15 protein-coding genes are annotated in these 15591 nt (G+C 73.1%); 12 read left to right on the plus strand and 3 right to left on the minus strand.

What is annotated here, in order from left to right; translation table 11 throughout:
- Window positions 1-18 precede the first annotated feature (18 nt).
- A complete protein-coding gene (locus tag AB0C73_RS08370) occupies window positions 19-570 on the plus strand; it encodes a GNAT family N-acetyltransferase (protein ID WP_362526154.1) in 552 nt (183 codons plus the stop codon).
- Window positions 571-646: 76 nt separating this feature from the next.
- On the opposite strand, the gene AB0C73_RS08375 is transcribed toward AB0C73_RS08370, so the two are convergent.
- A complete protein-coding gene (locus AB0C73_RS08375; protein WP_362526157.1) occupies window positions 647-1330 on the minus strand; it encodes a glycerophosphodiester phosphodiesterase family protein in 684 nt (227 codons plus the stop codon).
- A 258-nt stretch (window positions 1331-1588) separates the two neighbouring features.
- Here AB0C73_RS08375 and AB0C73_RS08380 point away from each other — a divergent pair, with 258 nt between their 5' ends.
- The 3 genes from AB0C73_RS08380 to AB0C73_RS08390 are packed head-to-tail and all read left to right on the plus strand — an operon-like array spanning window position 1589 to window position 4889.
- Window positions 1589-2995: a DUF6421 family protein gene (locus AB0C73_RS08380; protein ID WP_362526159.1), complete on the plus strand. Its 1407-nt coding sequence runs from the start codon at window positions 1589-1591 to the stop codon at window positions 2993-2995.
- 56 nt (window positions 2996-3051) lie between these two features.
- A complete protein-coding gene (locus AB0C73_RS08385) occupies window positions 3052-3813 on the plus strand; it encodes an SDR family oxidoreductase (RefSeq protein WP_362526384.1) in 762 nt (253 codons plus the stop codon).
- Window positions 3810-4889: a low specificity L-threonine aldolase gene (locus tag AB0C73_RS08390; protein WP_362526387.1), complete on the plus strand. Its 1080-nt coding sequence runs from the start codon at window positions 3810-3812 to the stop codon at window positions 4887-4889. Before AB0C73_RS08385 ends, AB0C73_RS08390 begins: the two co-directional genes overlap by 4 nt.
- A 244-nt stretch (window positions 4890-5133) precedes the next feature.
- Here AB0C73_RS08390 and AB0C73_RS08395 read toward each other — a convergent pair whose 3' ends face one another.
- On the minus strand, window positions 5134-5871 hold the full coding sequence (locus tag AB0C73_RS08395; RefSeq protein WP_362526161.1) for a lysophospholipid acyltransferase family protein: 738 nt from the start codon (window positions 5869-5871) through the stop codon (window positions 5134-5136).
- A gap of 236 nt (window positions 5872-6107) precedes the next feature.
- Here AB0C73_RS08395 and AB0C73_RS08400 point away from each other — a divergent pair, with 236 nt between their 5' ends.
- The 7 genes from AB0C73_RS08400 to AB0C73_RS08430 all read left to right on the plus strand — a co-directional run bounded on the left by AB0C73_RS08400 (window position 6108) and on the right by AB0C73_RS08430 (window position 13113).
- The gene (locus AB0C73_RS08400; protein WP_362526162.1) at window positions 6108-6428 is read left to right on the plus strand and encodes a thioredoxin family protein; all 321 of its coding nucleotides are present in this window, start codon (window positions 6108-6110) and stop codon (window positions 6426-6428) included.
- An 81-nt stretch (window positions 6429-6509) separates the two neighbouring features.
- Window positions 6510-6590: a putative leader peptide gene (locus AB0C73_RS08405; RefSeq protein ID WP_362526390.1), complete on the plus strand. Its 81-nt coding sequence runs from the start codon at window positions 6510-6512 to the stop codon at window positions 6588-6590.
- Window positions 6591-6636: 46 nt separating this feature from the next.
- On the plus strand, window positions 6637-7242 hold the full coding sequence (locus tag AB0C73_RS08410) for a flavin reductase family protein (protein WP_362526164.1): 606 nt from the start codon (window positions 6637-6639) through the stop codon (window positions 7240-7242).
- 198 nt (window positions 7243-7440) lie between these two features.
- Window positions 7441-8226: an electron transfer flavoprotein subunit beta/FixA family protein gene (locus tag AB0C73_RS08415; protein WP_362526166.1), complete on the plus strand. Its 786-nt coding sequence runs from the start codon at window positions 7441-7443 to the stop codon at window positions 8224-8226.
- Window positions 8227-8327: 101 nt separating this feature from the next.
- Complete coding sequence (locus AB0C73_RS08420; RefSeq protein ID WP_362526168.1) at window positions 8328-9290, plus strand: electron transfer flavoprotein subunit alpha/FixB family protein; 963 nt, start codon at window positions 8328-8330, stop codon at window positions 9288-9290.
- 187 nt (window positions 9291-9477) lie between these two features.
- On the plus strand, window positions 9478-10785 hold the full coding sequence (locus AB0C73_RS08425; RefSeq protein ID WP_362526171.1) for an aldolase/citrate lyase family protein: 1308 nt from the start codon (window positions 9478-9480) through the stop codon (window positions 10783-10785).
- Window positions 10786-10914: 129 nt separating this feature from the next.
- Window positions 10915-13113 carry a protein kinase gene (locus AB0C73_RS08430; RefSeq protein WP_362526173.1) on the plus strand — a complete coding sequence of 733 codons (2199 nt, stop codon included), beginning with the start codon at window positions 10915-10917 and terminating at the stop codon, window positions 13111-13113.
- Window positions 13114-13424: 311 nt separating this feature from the next.
- Here the strand turns inward: AB0C73_RS08430 and AB0C73_RS08435 are convergent, their stop codons facing one another.
- On the minus strand, window positions 13425-14462 hold the full coding sequence (locus tag AB0C73_RS08435; RefSeq protein WP_362526175.1) for a LacI family DNA-binding transcriptional regulator: 1038 nt from the start codon (window positions 14460-14462) through the stop codon (window positions 13425-13427).
- 145 nt (window positions 14463-14607) lie between these two features.
- Here AB0C73_RS08435 and AB0C73_RS08440 point away from each other — a divergent pair, with 145 nt between their 5' ends.
- Window positions 14608-15558 (plus strand): ROK family protein, encoded by a 951-nt coding sequence (locus AB0C73_RS08440; protein WP_362526177.1) that lies wholly within the window; start codon window positions 14608-14610, stop codon window positions 15556-15558.
- Window positions 15559-15591 lie beyond the last annotated feature (33 nt).

Raw genomic sequence — 15591 nt, forward strand, 5'->3', positions numbered from 1 at the left:
GAGGGGAGACCGCACACCATGGACACCGCCGCGCCCCGGCAGACCGCCTCCATCACCTACCGCGACGCCGTCCTGGACGACGTCCCCGTGCTCGTCCCGCTGGTCGAGTCGGCCTACCGGGGCGACTCCAGCCGGGCCGGCTGGACCACCGAGGCGGACATCCTGCAGGGCCAGCGCACCGACGCGGAGGGCGTCGAGGCGGTCATCACCACGCCCGGCAGCCGGCTGATGGTGGTCGAGCAGGACGGCGAGGTCGTCGCCTGCTGCCAGCTGGAACACCGCGGCGAGGCCGCCTACTTCGGCATGTTCGCGGTCCGCCCGGAGCTCCAGGGCGCCGGGCTCGGCCGCCGGATCATCACCGAGGCCGAGCGCCGGGTGCGCGAGCTGTGGGACGTGCGCGAGATGCACATGACGGTGATCTCGGTGCGCGAGGAGCTGGTCGCCTGGTACGAGCGCCGGGGCTACCGCCGTACGGGCCGGATGACGCCCTTCCCGTACGGCGACGAGCGCTTCGGCGTGCCGCAGCGGGACGACCTGCAGTTCGAGCTCCTGGTCAAGCCGCTCGTCTGAGCCGTACCCACGCCCTGCCCGGAGGCCCGGAGGCCCGCAGGCCCGGAGGCCCGCAGACCCCGGCCGCTCGGGCGGCTCAGGCCGTGAAGCGGCCGGTACGGCGGATCTCCGGGCGGTCCGTGGTGGCCCCGTCCAGGCCCAGGGCGCGCGCGAGCCGCAGCTCGTCCTGGGTGTTCACCACCCAGCCGATCACCCGCAGTCCCGCCCGGTGCGCCTTGTCGACGGTGTGCAGGGTCAGATGGCGGATGTTGAGGACGAGCGCCGCCGCGCCCACCGCGAGCGCGCGCTCCACCACCTCGCCCTGACCCCGGTCCGCGACGAGCGCCGTGCGCACCCCGGGGACCAGGCCGCGGATCTCCGCGAGTGCCTCGTCGTGGAAGGACAGCACCTCCACCCGCCCGGTCAGGTTCTGCTCGGTGAGCACCTCAGCCAGCGCCCGCGCCGCCGTGACGTCCTTGATCTCTGCCTGGAGCGGCGCCCTGACCGCCGTCAGGACCTCCTCGAAGACGGGCACCCGCTCCCCGCCGCCCGCGTCGAGCGCCTTCAGCTCCGCGAGCGTCTTGCCGGCGATCGGCCCGGTGCCGTCCGTGGTCCGGTCGACCTCGGCGTCGTGCATGACGACGAGCGCGCCGTCCGCGCTCAGGTGGAGGTCGAGTTCGATGACGTCCATGCCGGCCTGCTCGGCGCGGACGAAGGAGAGCAGCGTGTTCTCGGGCGCGACGCCCATGACTCCACGGTGACCGATGGTGAGGAAACTCAAGATCTTCTCGCTTCCGTCGGGGTCCGGCCCCGGCCGCGCCGGGCGCCGATCGGCTCCTCGCGCAGCCTAACGGCTGGGGACGAAACGGGAAGCGGGCGCGCGGAACCCCTCTTTTCTCGACCCTGCACCCCATCGGACAGGAAAATCAGCGGTGACAAGGGGGGTCTGACAGGAGAATTTTTCCCTCCCCCTCTTGTGGGGGAGATCCGGACGCGGTTACCGTTGCTTGACGCAAGGTTCTCCTGTGGAGGAAGAGAAATGACGGAAATTCTTGTGCAGGACGTGACCCGTGAGGGCATAGCCACCGACACCGCGGTGACCGATCACCCCGCCTGGGCCGAGCTCAAGAATGCCGTGGAGGAGCTCCGCCCCTGGCAGAGCAAGGACGGCTCCATCGACTTCGACGCCGAGGGCGCCCCGGCTCGTGCCCACGCCGAGCAGACCGTCGAGCGCATCGCCGTCGCGGTCGAGCAGCTCTCCCCGCTGCTCCCGCACGACGCCGCCTACCACCGCGCCCTCGCCGCCGACCTGCGCAAGTGGTCCGCGGCCGGCTTCGAGGTCCCGGACTTCCTGGACTCCCTCATGGAGTTCCACCCGGCCGCCGAGCGTGCCGACGGCACCCCGCACCTCGTGCTCTTCCCGATGTACACCCAGAACGGCAACCCGGACCGCAACCTCGAAGCCGTCGTGCTCCGCATGGTGTGGCCCGAGTGGCTGGCCGAGCTCGAGGCCACCCGCTTCGACAACCCCGGCTACTGCGGCATCACCTTCGAGGACTTCACGTCCGGCTACGACACCAACTCGGCCGTGCTCTTCCCCGAGACCGTCGCCGTGCGCGAGGTGCCGGAGAGCTTCTCCTGGGGCGCCATCTTCTGCGACCGCGAGGCCGCGCGCTTCCGCAAGGTGACCGAGGCCGCCGTCGACATCCTCGGCGTCGAACTGCCCGAGGACATCGCCACCCTGCTCGGCGACCAGAAGCGCTGCGAGGAGACCTTCGCCCTCTGGGACCTGATCCACGACCGCGCCCACAGCCGCGGTGACCTCCCCTTCGACCCCTTCATGATCAAGCAGCGCCAGCCGTTCTGGATGTACGGCCTGGAGGAGCTGCGCTGCGACCTGACCTCCTTCAAGGAGGCGGTGCAGCTGGAGGCCGAGGGCAACGAGCACGGCCGTGACGTGCAGTACGCCGTGCTGTTCGACCGGATGTTCCGCTTCCCGCTCACCGGCGACCGCAACCGCAACTACGACGGCCTCGGCGGCCAGCTGCTCTTCGCGTACCTGCACCGGCACGACGTGGTGCGCTGGACCGACAACAAGCTGACCATCGACTGGGACCGGGCCCCCGAGGTCACCAACCAGCTCTGCGCCGAGATCGAGAAGCTCTACCGCGACGGCATCGACCGCCCGAAGCTGGTCCACTGGCTCAAGTCGTACGAGCTGGTCTCCACCTACCTCGCCCCGCACCCGGGCTCGAAGTGGGCCAAGGGCGCCGACGCCCTGGACGTGACCCTCCCGCCGCGCAAGCTCGTCGACGACGTGCTTCCGGACGAGTTTCCGCTCAGCATGTTCTTTGAGGCCCTTGCGAAGAAGCTCAAGGGTGTGATCGCCTCGACGAAGGGGATCACCGCCGACGACGTCGTGCGGGCCGAGCAGGCCGCCGCGTGACCCGGACGGAACCGGCGGACGGGGCGGCAGAGGCGAGCGACCAGGAGGCGACGACCATGACTGGCAACGGCAACGGCGGCACGCTGGACGGAGCCGTCATCGCGGTCGCGGGCGCCGCCGGCCCCGCGGGCCGCGCGACCCTGCTGCGCCTCGCCGAGGCGGGCGCCACCGTGGTCGCCTCCGACGCCGACCCGGCGCGCCTTGCCGAGGCGGTCGACGCCGCCCGTTACGCCCACGGCGGCGCGACGGTCACCGGCGACACCGTCGACCTGCTCGACCTGGAGGCCACCCGCGAGTGGGCCGCCAAGACCGAGAAGGAGTTCGGGCGGATCGACGGCCTGGTCCACCTCGTCGGCGGCTGGCGCGGCGCGCCCTCCTTCGCGGAGACCGACCTCAAGGACTGGGACTTCCTGGAGAAGCTCCTGATCCGTACGGTCCAGCACACCTCGCTCGCCTTCCACGACGGCCTGCTCCGCAGCGGCGGCCGCGGCCGTTACGCCCTGGTCAGCCAGGTCGGCGCGCACAAGCCGCAGGCCAACAACGCCGCGTACAACGCCGGCAAGGCGGCGGCCGAGGCCTGGACCCTCGCCATGGCGGACTCGTTCCGCAAACTGGGGGGCGACGAAGGGCCGCAGGCGGCCGCTGCGATCCTGGTGATCAAGGCACTGGTGCACGACGCGATGCGCGCGGAGCGCCCCAATGCGAAGTTCGCGGGCTTCACCGATGTCAAGGAACTGGCCGACGCCGTCGCCGGACTCTGGGAGCGGCCCGCACAGGAAGTGAATGGACAGCGCCTGTGGCTGACCCCCAAGCCCTGACCGCGGCCGCGGCCTCCAGGACCGACGCCCGTCGTCACCACGACCCGTCGGTCCGCGGGTTCGCCAGCGACAACTACGCCGGCGTCCACCCGGAGATCCTGGCGGCCATCGCCCTCGCCAACGGCGGCCACCAGGTCGCCTACGGCGAGGACGCGTACACCGACCACCTGCAGCGTGTCATCCACAGCCACTTCGGCCCCTCGGCCGAGGCGTTCCCGGTCTTCAACGGGACCGGGGCCAACGTGACCGCGCTGCAGGCGCTCACCGACCGCTGGGGCGCCGTGATCTGCGCCGAGTCCGCGCACATCAACGTGGACGAGGGCGGCGCGCCCGAGCGGATGGGCGGCCTCAAGCTGCTCACCGTGCCCACCCCGGACGGCAAGCTCACCCCCGAGCTCATCGACCGGCAGGCCTGGGGCTGGGAGGACGAGCACCGGGCGATGCCGCAGGTCGTCTCGATCACCCAGAACACCGAGCTCGGCACCGTCTACACGGTCGACGAGATCCGGGCGATCGTGGAGCACGCCCACGGCAAGGGCATGAAGGTCCACCTCGACGGCGCCCGCATAGCCAATGCGGCCGCCTCGCTCGACGTGCCGATGCGCGCGTTCACCAACGCGGTGGGCGTCGACGTCATCTCGTACGGCGGCACCAAGAACGGCATGCTCTTCGGCGAGGCCGTCGTCGTCCTCAACCCGGACGCCGTCAGCCACATGAAGCACCTGCGCAAGCTGTCCATGCAGCTGGCATCGAAGATGCGCTTCGTGTCGGTCCAGCTGGAGGCGCTGCTCGCCAAGGACCTGTGGCTGCGCAACGCGCGGCACGCCAACGCGATGGCCCGGCGTCTCGCCGAGGGCGTGCGCGGCGTGGACGGGGTGGAGATCCTCTACCCGGTCCAGGCCAACGCGGTCTTCGCCCGGCTGCCGCACGAGGTCAGCCGGCGCCTGCAGGAGCGTTTCCGCTTCTACTTCTGGGACGAGACGGCCGGCGATGTGCGCTGGATGTGCTCCTTCGACACCACGGAGGACGACGTGGACGCGTTCCTCCAGGCGCTGAAGGAAGAGATGGCGCGCTAGTCTCCGGCGATCGCGCAGGAGTGTGCGGCCGGACGGAGGTCACCGACTTCCGTCCGGCCGCACACTTGTGCGTACAAGAGTTCAATGGAGTGGACCGAGTAGTCCTCTGTGCTGGACCGCATGACCGAGCTCGCCGAGCTGCTCGTGGAGGTCAGCCCCGGGGCCCGGATCACCGTCCGCGGCCCCGAGTGGCTCAGGGGGACCCCAGTGACCCCGGGGGACCCCGGAAGGTCCCTACCGCTCGCTACTGCTCGGCGTGCCGCTCCGCGGCCTTGAGCTCCTCCGGCGTCGGCGCCGTGCCCCCGAGGTGGGCGGGCACCCACCAGGTGTCGCTCGCGTCCTTCGGGCGTACGGGATAGGCCCGCTGCGCCGCCTCCAGGAGCTCCTGCACGCGCTCGCGCAGGCGCCGGGTGATCGCGCCCGCGTACTGGTCGGCCGGCGCCTGCACCGGCTCGCCGACCCGGATCGTGATCGGGATGTGGGCGCGCTTGAAGTTGCGCGGCCGGCCCTTGGTCCACACCCGCTGGGTGCCCCAGAGCGCCATCGGGATCAGCGGCACGCCGGCCTCCTGCGCCAGGCGCGCCGCACCCGACTTGAAGCTCTTCAGCGTGAACGACTGCGAGATGGTCGCCTCGGGGAAGACGCCCACGATCTCGCCGGAGCGCAGCGCCTTCAGCGCGTGCTGGTAGGCGTGCTCGCCCTGGGAGCGGTCCACCGGGATGTGCTTCATCGCGCGCATCAGCGGCCCCGACACCTTGTGCCGGAAGACGGACTCCTTCGCCATGAAACGCACCAGGCGCTTCTGCGGCAGCGCGGCGAGGCCGGTGAAGATGAAGTCCAGATAGCTGATGTGATTGCTCACGAGGACCGCGCCGCCCTGGCGCGGGATGTGCTCCGACCCCTGGGTGTCGATCTTCAGGTCCAGCGCCTTGAACATGGTCAGGGCGGCGCCGATGACCGGCCGATAGACGAGCTCTGCCATCTGGGGGGAACCCCTTACGTCTGTGCCTGGGGAGGGTTCTCCCGGCGAAGTTACGCGGCCGTAGGTTTTCGGCTTTGGGCAGATCGTGCCCCATGTGGGAGCCGGTGACCAGTCCTGGCGGCTTCGTACGGGGAGATTCTCGTCACTCCGGGTGGTCATGGCGGGAATCGAACGGCACCGTGGGACGCTGCACCGGGCGGGGAAGGCCGGCGAAGAAGGAAGCGGGGTACGCGGAGATGACCGAGGTCAGCGAGGTCCTGGGCGCGGCGGAGCTGGGCACCGGGCTCGGCGAGCGGGCCACCCTGGTCCAGTTCTCCACGGCCTTCTGCCAGCCCTGCCGGGCCACCCGCAGAACCCTCGCCGAGGTGGCAGCCCTGGTTGACGGCGTCGGGCATGTGGAGATCGACGCCGAGGAGCGGCTGGACCTCGTCCGCGCGTTCGGGATCGTCCGTACGCCCACGGTCCTGGTCCTCGACCGGGCGGGCCGGATCGTCCGGCGGGCCGCCGGACAGCCCCGTAAGGCCGATGTCATCGCCGCGCTCGGACGGGTGCTCTGACACGTCCACATGCTGGCGAATCCGTCCGCATCCTGATACGCACACTTGACTGAGCACGTCAACGATCGTCACTCTGGCGCAATGCCCCCTGAACTCCTTCTCTACGGCCGGGCCCACGTGGACCTCGGCCGCACCGCGAGCGCGTGCTGTCCGGGTGTCTGACGCACCCGCGACCCCTCTCCCGCCGCCCTCGCAGAAGGACAACTCCATGACGGTCTCGCCCGAGCTCCGCACGCTCCCGACGATTCCCTCCGCGGTTCCCTCCGCGCCCTCCCCCCGCGTCTCCTTCGCCGCCGATCCCGCCCCCGCCCCCGCCCCTGTCGTCGGTGCCCCGCGCCCCGGCTCGCCCGATCTGCTGCGTTCCGTCTTCCGGCAGCACGCCGCCGGTGTCGCGGTCATCACCGCCCACGGCGACGGGCGCCCGGTCGGCTTCACCGCCACCTCGCTCAACTCCGTGGCCGCCGAGCCCCCGCTGATCTCCTTCGGCGTCGGTACGGGCTCCTCCTGCTGGCCCGTCATCTCCGGGGCCGAGCACATCGGCGTCCACATACTCGGCGAGCACCAGGAGGCGCTGGCCGCCACCTTCGCCCGCAGCGGCGCCGACCGCTTCGCCGCGCCCACCCGCTGGAGCCTCGGGCCCGAGGGCGTGCCGGTCCTGGACGGGGTCCTAGCCTGGCTGGTGTGCCGGGTGGTGGCCAAGGTCCCGGCCGGCGACCACCGGATCGTGATCGCCCAGGTGGTGGCCGGCGACCCGGACGGCGCAGGCCGTCCGCTCCTCTACCACCAGGGGCGCTTCAACGCCCTGCGCGACTGAGAGTTCCCGTACGGACGCCCGCGGGGGCGTTGGCAAGGTCACACGGCTGAGCGCTTGCTCACTGGTAACGAACTGGGTGTACTGGCGAGTAATATTTCGCTCGGGGCGTCAGCGCCCCGACCGGAAAACCGCCCTTCAGGCGCCTATGCTGCGAGCAACAAGGCAGCCCAGTTATGACGATGCAGTAGGAGAGCCGGCGTGAGCTTGAGGATCGTTGTCTGTGTGAAGTACGTGCCGGACGCCACGGGCGACCGGAAGTTCGCGGACGACCTGACGGTCGACCGTGACGACGTCGACGGTCTCCTTTCGGAGCTCGACGAGTACGCGGTCGAGCAGGCGCTGCAGATCGCCGAGGAGGCGGACGACGCCGAGGTCACCGTCCTCACGGTCGGTCCGGAGGACGCCAAGGACGCCCTGCGCAAGGCGCTGTCCATGGGTGCCGACAAGGCCGTCCACGTCGAGGACGACGACCTGCACGGCAGCGACGTCATGGGCACCTCGCTGGTGCTCGCCAAGGCGCTCGAGAAGACCGGCTACGACGTCGTCATCGCCGGTATGGCCTCCACCGACGGCACCATGGGCGTCCTTCCGGCGATCCTGGCCGAGCGTCTGGGCGTCCCGCAGGTCACCCTGCTCTCCGAGGTCAAGATCGAGGACGGCGTCGTGCGCGGCCGCCGCGACGGCGACACCGCCTCCGAGCAGCTGGAGGCCTCCCTCCCGGCCGTCGTCTCCGTGACGGACCAGTCGGGCGAGGCCCGCTACCCGTCCTTCAAGGGCATCATGGCCGCCAAGAAGAAGCCGGTGGAGTCCCTGGACCTGTCCGACCTCGACATCGAGGCGGAGGAGGTCGGCCTGGAGGGCTCCTGGACCAAGGTCGACGAGGCGAACGAGCGCCCGGCCCGCAGCAAGGGCACGATCGTCACGGACGAGGGCGAGGGCGGCAAGCAGCTGGCCGAGTTCCTCGCGAGCCAGAAGTTCATCTAGCTGCTGGGGTCCGGGGGGCGCCCCCCGGACCGGCACAGCATCTAAGGCTCGCGCGAGCCGTACAGACTGCCCCCTTTTCGTTCGCAGGAGATTGAAGTCCCATGGCTGAGATTCTCGTCTACGTCGACCACGTCGACGGAGCCGTCCGCAAGCCCACCCTGGAGCTGCTGACCCTCGCCCGCCGCCTCGGCGAGCCGGTCGCCCTCGCGCTCGGCAACGGCGCCGCCGACACCGCCGCCGCGCTCGCCGAGCACGGCGCCGTGAAGATCCTCACCGCCGACGCCCCCGAGTTCGCCGAGTACCTCGTCGTCCCGAAGGTGGAGGCCCTCCAGGCCGCGTACGAGGCCGTCTCCCCGGCCGCCGTGCTTGTCCCGTCCTCCGCCGAGGGCAAGGAGATCGCCGCCCGCCTCGCCGTCCGCATCGGCTCCGGCATCATCACCGACGCCGTGGACCTGGAGGCCGGGGACGAGGGCCCGGTCGCGACGCAGTCCGCGTTCGCCGCCTCGTACACCACCAAGTCCCGGGTCTCCAAGGGCACCCCGGTCATCACGGTCAAGCCGAACTCGGCCCCCGTGGAGGCCGCCCCGGCCGCCGGCACCGTCGAGGCGCTCGCCGTCTCCTTCTCGGAGAAGGCCCACGGCACCAAGATCACCGCGCGCACCCCGCGCGAGTCGACCGGCCGCCCGGAGCTGACCGAGGCCGCGATCGTGGTCTCCGGCGGCCGTGGCGTCAACGGTGCCGAGAACTTCGGGATCATCGAGGCGCTCGCCGACTCGCTCGGTGCCGCCGTCGGCGCCTCCCGCGCCGCCGTCGACGCCGGCTGGTACCCGCACTCCAACCAGGTCGGCCAGACCGGCAAGTCCGTCTCGCCGCAGCTGTACATCGCCTCCGGCATCTCCGGTGCGATCCAGCACCGCGCGGGCATGCAGACCTCGAAGACCATCGTCGCGATCAACAAGGACGCCGAGGCGCCGATCTTCGACCTGGTCGACTACGGCGTCGTCGGCGACCTGTTCGACGTCGTCCCGCAGCTGACCCAGGAGATCCAGGCCCGCAAGGGCTGATCTCGGGGCTGATCTGCTGTTCCGTTCCGGTCCGGGGGCCGCGTGGTGATCTTCACCGCGCGGCCCCCGGCCGTTTCGGCCCTTCCGCGGACACCCGTTGGACACCCATTGACGCAGCTCCGGGCCGACCGTTAACTTCGCCATACGGATTGTTGATTCCGTGCAGCGGAAAACAGGAGGATGAGGGATGGGCCAGCAGGAGAGGCCGGAGAAGGTGCCGACGAGCCTCGCGGGCGCGGTCAGCGAGGCCATCAGCGCCTCCCTCGCCGCCGTGGACGCCGAGCTGGACCGGCGCTACCCGGGGGACCCCGGCACCCGCCAGCCCGTCCACACGGTCTACGTCCCCGGCGACGTCTTCGACGCCGGCACCATCCGCGCCTGGGGCGACCAGGCCCTCGCCGCCCTCGACGAGCACGCCCCCGACGCCGCCGCCTTCGCCCGGGTCCTCGGCCTCTCCGACGCCCTCGCCGAGGACGTCCACGGCCGCGTCCGCGCCAAGCTGGAGCGCGAGCCGATCGAGGACCTGCGCGTGGACTTCGAGGACGGGTACGGGGGGACGGGCGGGGCCGCCGAGGACGCCGACGCCGCCCGCGCCGCCCGCATCATCACCCGGGCGTACGCGGACGGGAGCGCCGCCCCGTACATGGGCATCCGGATGAAGTGCATGGAGGCCGCCGTACGCGACCGCGGCATCCGCACCACCGATGTCTTCCTCACCGGCCTCATGGAGCACGGCGGCCTGCCGGACGGCCTCGTCCTCACCCTCCCCAAGGTCACCTACCCCGAACAGGTCACCGCCTTCGTCCGCCTCCTGGAGGCCTTCGAGAAGGCCCACGGCCTCGACGCCGGCCGGCTCGGCTTCGAGATCCAGATCGAGACCAGCCAGGCCATCCTCGCCGCCGACGGCACCGCCACCGTCGCCCGCATGATCGGCGCCGCCGAGGGCCGCGCCACCGGCCTCCACTACGGCACCTTCGACTACAGCGCCTGCCTCGGCGTCTCCGCCGCCTACCAGGCCAGCGACCACCCGGCCGCCGACCACGCCAAGGCGATCATGCAGGTCGCGGCGGCGGGGACCGGCGTCCGCGTCTCCGACGGCTCCACCAACGTCCTCCCGGTCGGCTCCACCGCCCACGTCCACGAGGCCTGGAGGCTCCACTACGGCCTCACCCGCCGCGCTTTGGCCCGCGCCTACTACCAGGGCTGGGACATGCACCCCGGGCACCTCCCCACCCGCTACGCCGCCGTCTTCGCCTTCTACCGCGAGGGCTTCGAGACCGCCGCCAAGCGCCTCTCCGCGTACGCCAACCACGCCGGTGGCGACGTCATGGACGAGCCCGCCACCGCCAAGGCGCTCGCCTCCTACCTCCTGCGCGGACTCCAGTGCGGCGCCCTCGACACCGCCGAGGTCGACGCCCTGACCGGGCTGACCCGCGCCGACCTGGAGCGCTTCTCGGCCCCGCGCCGCGGCGACCTCACGGCGACCGCCCCGTAGCCGCGCGGCCGCGTGGTCGCGCACGCGCGTGGTCGCGCCACGGTGGCGGTAAACGCCACTTTTCCGCCAACTGCCCCGTACCCTGAACGAGTTCACGCGCTAGGCGAACTCGCAGGGAACGGGGCAGCGGTGTCATCGGGGGAGAACGGGCGGCTCGCGGGCCGCTACAGAATCGTGCGTCAGCTCGGCCGGGGCGGCATGGGGGTGGTCTGGCAGGCCGTCGACGAGGTGCTCGGCCGCGAGGTGGCCGTCAAGGAACTACGCACCTACACCGACACCCCGGCCGCCGAACTGGCCGGCATGCGGCTGCGGATGCAGCGCGAGGCCCGCGCCGCCGCCCGGGTCCGCCACCCCGGAGTCGTGGCCGTCCACGATGTCACCGAGCACGAGGGCCGGCCGGTCATCGTCATGGAACTCGTCGACGGGCCCTCCCTGGACGACGTGCTGGCCGACCGGGGCCCGCTCGACCCGCGCGAGGCCGCCCGCATCGGCGCCCACGTCCTCACGGCGCTGGCCGCCGCGCACGGGGCCGGCGTGCTCCACCGGGACGTCAAGCCCGGCAACATCCTGCTCGACCGCTCGGGCCGAGTGGTCCTGACGGACTTCGGCATCGCCACGATGGACGACCCCGGCGACGGCTCCGCCGCCCGGCTCACCCGCAGCGGCGAGATCATCGGCTCCCTGGACTTCCTCTCCCCGGAGCGCGCGCAGGGGGCCGCGCCGGCCGCCGCCGCGGACGTCTGGGCCCTGGGCGCCACCCTCTACGCGGCGGTCGAGGGCACCAGCCCCTTCCGCCGCACCTCCACCTGGTCCACACTCGCCGCCATCGTCACGGACCCCCTTCCGCCCCCGACCCGGTCGGGCCCGCTGACCCCGGTCCTGCTGCGCCTGCTGACGAAGGACCCGCTGACCCGCCCGGACGCGAGGGAGGCGGCGGCACTGCTGGCGGCGGTGGCGGGCGGGGCCTCCGGTGGCGCCGCGGCCTCGGGTACCGGCCTGACTGTGCCGCCGGGACCGGGCGGGGCCTCCGGCTCCCCGACGGGAGCGGAGGGCGTACGCGCGGGCTCGACGGACATCGCTGAGGCGTGGCCCGCCGCTCCCGCTCCCGCTGCCGCTCTCGCCGCTTCCGGTGGAGCCTTCGGCCCGCCGGCGGAGGCGCACGGCCCGGCCGCGCGGCCCGGCGAGCCTGCCTCCGGGGCGGGCACGCCCGGTGATGCGTCCGGGCCCCCGACCGGGGCGCACGGACCCGCGCCCGCCGAGGGATACGAGGCCGGGACACCTGTCGCCGGGGCAGGGGCGGGCGCGCGTGGTGGGTCCGGCGGTGGCTTCGGTGTCCCGGCAGCGGCGTATGGTCCGGTGCCTGCTGGTGCTTCGTCGGGCGAGACGTCCGCGGACGCGCCTGTCGCCGGGGCGGGGGCGGGCGCGCGTGGTGGGTCTGGCGGTGGCTTCGGTGTCCCGGCCGCGGCGTATGGTCCGGTGCCTGCCGGCGCTTCGTCGGGCGTGACGTCCCCGGACGCGCCTGTCGCCGGGGCGGCGCCGGAGTCCTCCGGGCGCCGCGGTGCGGGCGCGACGCAGCCGTCCCCCCTGCGGCAGGGGACCGGGACTTCAGGGGCGGGGCGGCGGCACGGAGGCAGCGCCGCGCCGCGCAGGGCGCGCGGGCTCGTCGCCGCGGCCGTGGCCGGGGTGGTGCTGGTCGGCGGCGGTGTCACGTACGCGCTGATGGATCGCGCGCCCGACGGGCACACGGCGGGTGGCGAGCCGGGACAGCCCGGCGCCGACGCGAGCCGGGAACCCGGGCGGGTGATCGACGGCGGTGCGGAAGGCACCGCGACGCCCGCCGACGGCAGGACTCCGGGCCCCGGGCAGAGCGCCCGCCTGGATGCGAGCGGTTCGGCCACGGCCGCCACGCCGACGGACGGGGCGAAGGGCGCGCCGACGGCCGGCGGCCCGGCGACGTCCGGTGCGCAGCCGGGCGCGCACACCGCCGCGGCCCCGCCCGCGACCACCGCGCCGCCCGCGACCACGGCCGCAGCCCCGCCGCCCGCCGCGAGCGGATGCACGCCGGCCGGCTCCTCGGCGACCTGCCAGGTGGTACGGACGGCCACCAGCACCCGCTACGACGGCGGCGAGATGGGCACCGTGGCCCCCGGCCCGCAGGTGTTCTTCTGTCAGGTGGACCTGGACCGGACGGAGTCGTACGGGGGCCGGACCAGCCGGTGGTTCGCGAGGACCGACGACGACAGCGGCAACACCAACGTGTACGTCAGCGTGCTCCATCTCAGCGGCGGTGCGGCCGGCGGTCCGGTGGAAGGGCTCCGCATCTGCTGATCGTCCGCCCGGCCGCCGGATGCCGAGCCGAGCAACGGCGCGGCGACGCCGGAGCAGGCCGGGGCCGGCACCGAGGCGCGCGTACGTGACGCTTCCGCACGCTTCGCGGAACCGGCCGCCGCAGCTGCGGCCGGTTCGACGGCGAAGCCGGTGACGAGGAGGAACAGGCCGGCCGGTACACCGCTCCGAACAGCATGGTCAAGGCGAAGTCGAGGCCTCGCACGGCACGGGCGGTGGCCTCGGCGTGGGCCGTCATGGTGTCTTACGGCTCGAAGAGAGGCGGGCGGACCGGCCGAGGGCGGGGCGCGCGGTCACTGCTCTGCCGGCGGCGCGATCTCGCCCGAGCCCCGGGCGATGAGACGGGTCCCCAGGACCACCGTCTCCGGCGCCCCGGCCACCCCGTCGAGGCGCCGGAAGAGCCGCTCGGCCGCCGAGCGGCCGAGCGCCGCCGCGTCCTGCGCGATGACCGTGATGCCCAGCAGGTCGGCCAGCTCGATGTCGTCGAACCCGACGAGGGCGACCGGCCGTTCACGCCCCGCGAGCACCCGGACCGCGGTCACGGTCACCCGGTTGTTGCCCGCGAACAGCGCCGTGACCGGCTCAGGACCGGACAGCATCGCCTCGACCGCCGCCGCCACCCGCTCCGCGTCCGTCGGCCCGAGCGCCACCCACTCCTCGGCCACGTCGAGCCCCGCGTCCTCCATCGCCGCCCGGTAGCCGCGCAGCCGCTCCGTCGCGGTGTGGATGCGCGGCAGGTCGCCGATGAAACCGATCCGGCGGTGGCCGTGCGCGATCAGGTGCGCCACGCCCGCCCGTGCGCCGCCGAAGCTGTCCGAGAGGACCGTGTCCGCCTCGATCCGGCCCGCCGGCCGGTCCACGAAGACGGTCGCGACGCCCGCCCGTATCTCCGGCTCCAGATAGCGGTGGTCGCCGCCCGCCGGGATGACGATGAGTCCGTCCACTCGGCGCGCGCACAGCGCGAGCGCCAACTCCTGCTCGCGGTCCGGGTCCTCGGCGCTGGAGCCGTTGATGAGCAGCGCCCCGTGCGCCCGCGCGACCTCCTCGACGGCGCGGCTCAGCGGACCGTAGAACGGGTCCGCCAGATCCTCCAGGACCAGTCCGACCGACGCCGTGCGCCCCTTGCGCAGCACCCGCGCGCTGTCGTTGCGGCGGAAGCCGAGCGACTCGATGGCGTCCTGCACCCGCCGCTCGGTGTCGGGCGTGACGCCCGGCTCGCCGTTGACGACCCGCGAGACGGTCTTCAGGCCCACGCCCGCCCGGGCGGCGACGTCCTTCATGGTGGGCCGATTGCCGTAACGGTGCTCGGGGCGGCGGGCGATGTCGGCCACGGCGTGAGGTTCCTCCGTCGGGTGTGCGATCGGGCGCTCAGATGCGTATCGATCTCGTTGCTGTCGAGCATAGGCCCTGGACAACGTTGTCAGAGGCGGGAAGACTGTAGGTCACACCCACCGTCCCCACAGAGACCCGGAGCCCATGCGCACTGACCTCGTCGTCGCCCTCGACATCGGCGGCACCAAGATCGCCGGAGCGCTGGTCGACGCCGGGGGCCGTATCCGGGTGCGCGCCCAGCGGCCCACGCCCGCGCGCGAGGACGGCGAGACGGTGATGAAGGCCGTGACGGCGGTGCTCGGCGAGCTCGCGGAGTCCCCGCTGTGGGCCGAGGCGGGGGCCGTCGGCATCGGCAGTGCCGGCCCGGTGGACGCCTCGGCCGGCACCGTCAGCCCGGTCAACGTGCCCGGCTGGCGCGAGTTCCCGCTGGTCGACCGGGTGCGGCGGGCCACCGGCGGACGGCCCCTCACCCTGATCGGCGACGGCGTCGCGATGACCGCCGCCGAGCACTGGCAGGGCGCCGCGCGTGGCCACGACAACGCGCTGTGTCTGGTCGTCTCCACCGGCGTCGGCGGCGGCCTCGTCCTCGGCGGACGGATCCACCCCGGACCCACCGGCAACGCCGGGCACATCGGCCACATCAGCGTCGACCTGGACGGCGACCCCTGCGCCTGCGGCGGGCGCGGCTGCGTCGAACGGATCGCCAGCGGCCCGCACATCGCGCGCCGCGCGCTGGACAACGGCTGGCGGCCCGGCCCCGACGGCGACGCCTCCGCCGCCGCGGTGGCCGCCGCGGCCCGGGCCGGCGACCCGGTGGCCGTCGCCTCCTTCGAGCGCGCCGCGCAGGCCCTGGCCGCCGGGATCGCCGCCACCGCCTCCCTGGTCGAGATCGACATCGCGGTCGTCGGCGGGGGAGTGGCCGGCGCCGGGGAGGTCCTCTTCGCGCCGCTGCGCCGCGCCCTCCGCTCGTACGCCACGCTCTCCTTCGTCCGCGGCCTCACGGTCGTGCCCGCCCTCACCGGCACCGACGCCGGTCTCCTCGGCGCCGCCGCGGCCGCCGCCGCGCAGCCGGAGGGCGATCCGGTACGGCGCTGAGCGCGTCCGGGGCCGGGCCGCACCCGTAGCGGC

Source organism: Streptomyces sp. NPDC048623 (assembly GCF_040650755.1).
Lineage (GTDB): Bacteria > Actinomycetota > Actinomycetes > Streptomycetales > Streptomycetaceae > Streptomyces.

Coding starts and splice junctions, on each gene's coding strand:
- AB0C73_RS08370 (WP_362526154.1), top strand. CDS start 19: ATGGACACCGCCGCGCCCCGGCAGACCGCCTCCATCACCTACCGCGAC.
- AB0C73_RS08380 (WP_362526159.1), top strand. CDS start 1,589: ATGACGGAAATTCTTGTGCAGGACGTGACCCGTGAGGGCATAGCCACC.
- AB0C73_RS08385 (WP_362526384.1), top strand. CDS start 3,052: ATGACTGGCAACGGCAACGGCGGCACGCTGGACGGAGCCGTCATCGCG.
- AB0C73_RS08420 (WP_362526168.1), top strand. CDS start 8,328: ATGGCTGAGATTCTCGTCTACGTCGACCACGTCGACGGAGCCGTCCGC.
- AB0C73_RS08410 (WP_362526164.1), top strand. CDS start 6,637: ATGACGGTCTCGCCCGAGCTCCGCACGCTCCCGACGATTCCCTCCGCG.
- AB0C73_RS08405 (WP_362526390.1), top strand. CDS start 6,510: ATGCCCCCTGAACTCCTTCTCTACGGCCGGGCCCACGTGGACCTCGGC.
- AB0C73_RS08440 (WP_362526177.1), top strand. CDS start 14,608: ATGCGCACTGACCTCGTCGTCGCCCTCGACATCGGCGGCACCAAGATC.
- AB0C73_RS08425 (WP_362526171.1), top strand. CDS start 9,478: ATGGGCCAGCAGGAGAGGCCGGAGAAGGTGCCGACGAGCCTCGCGGGC.
- AB0C73_RS08400 (WP_362526162.1), top strand. CDS start 6,108: ATGACCGAGGTCAGCGAGGTCCTGGGCGCGGCGGAGCTGGGCACCGGG.
- AB0C73_RS08395 (WP_362526161.1), bottom strand. CDS start 5,871: ATGGCAGAGCTCGTCTATCGGCCGGTCATCGGCGCCGCCCTGACCATG.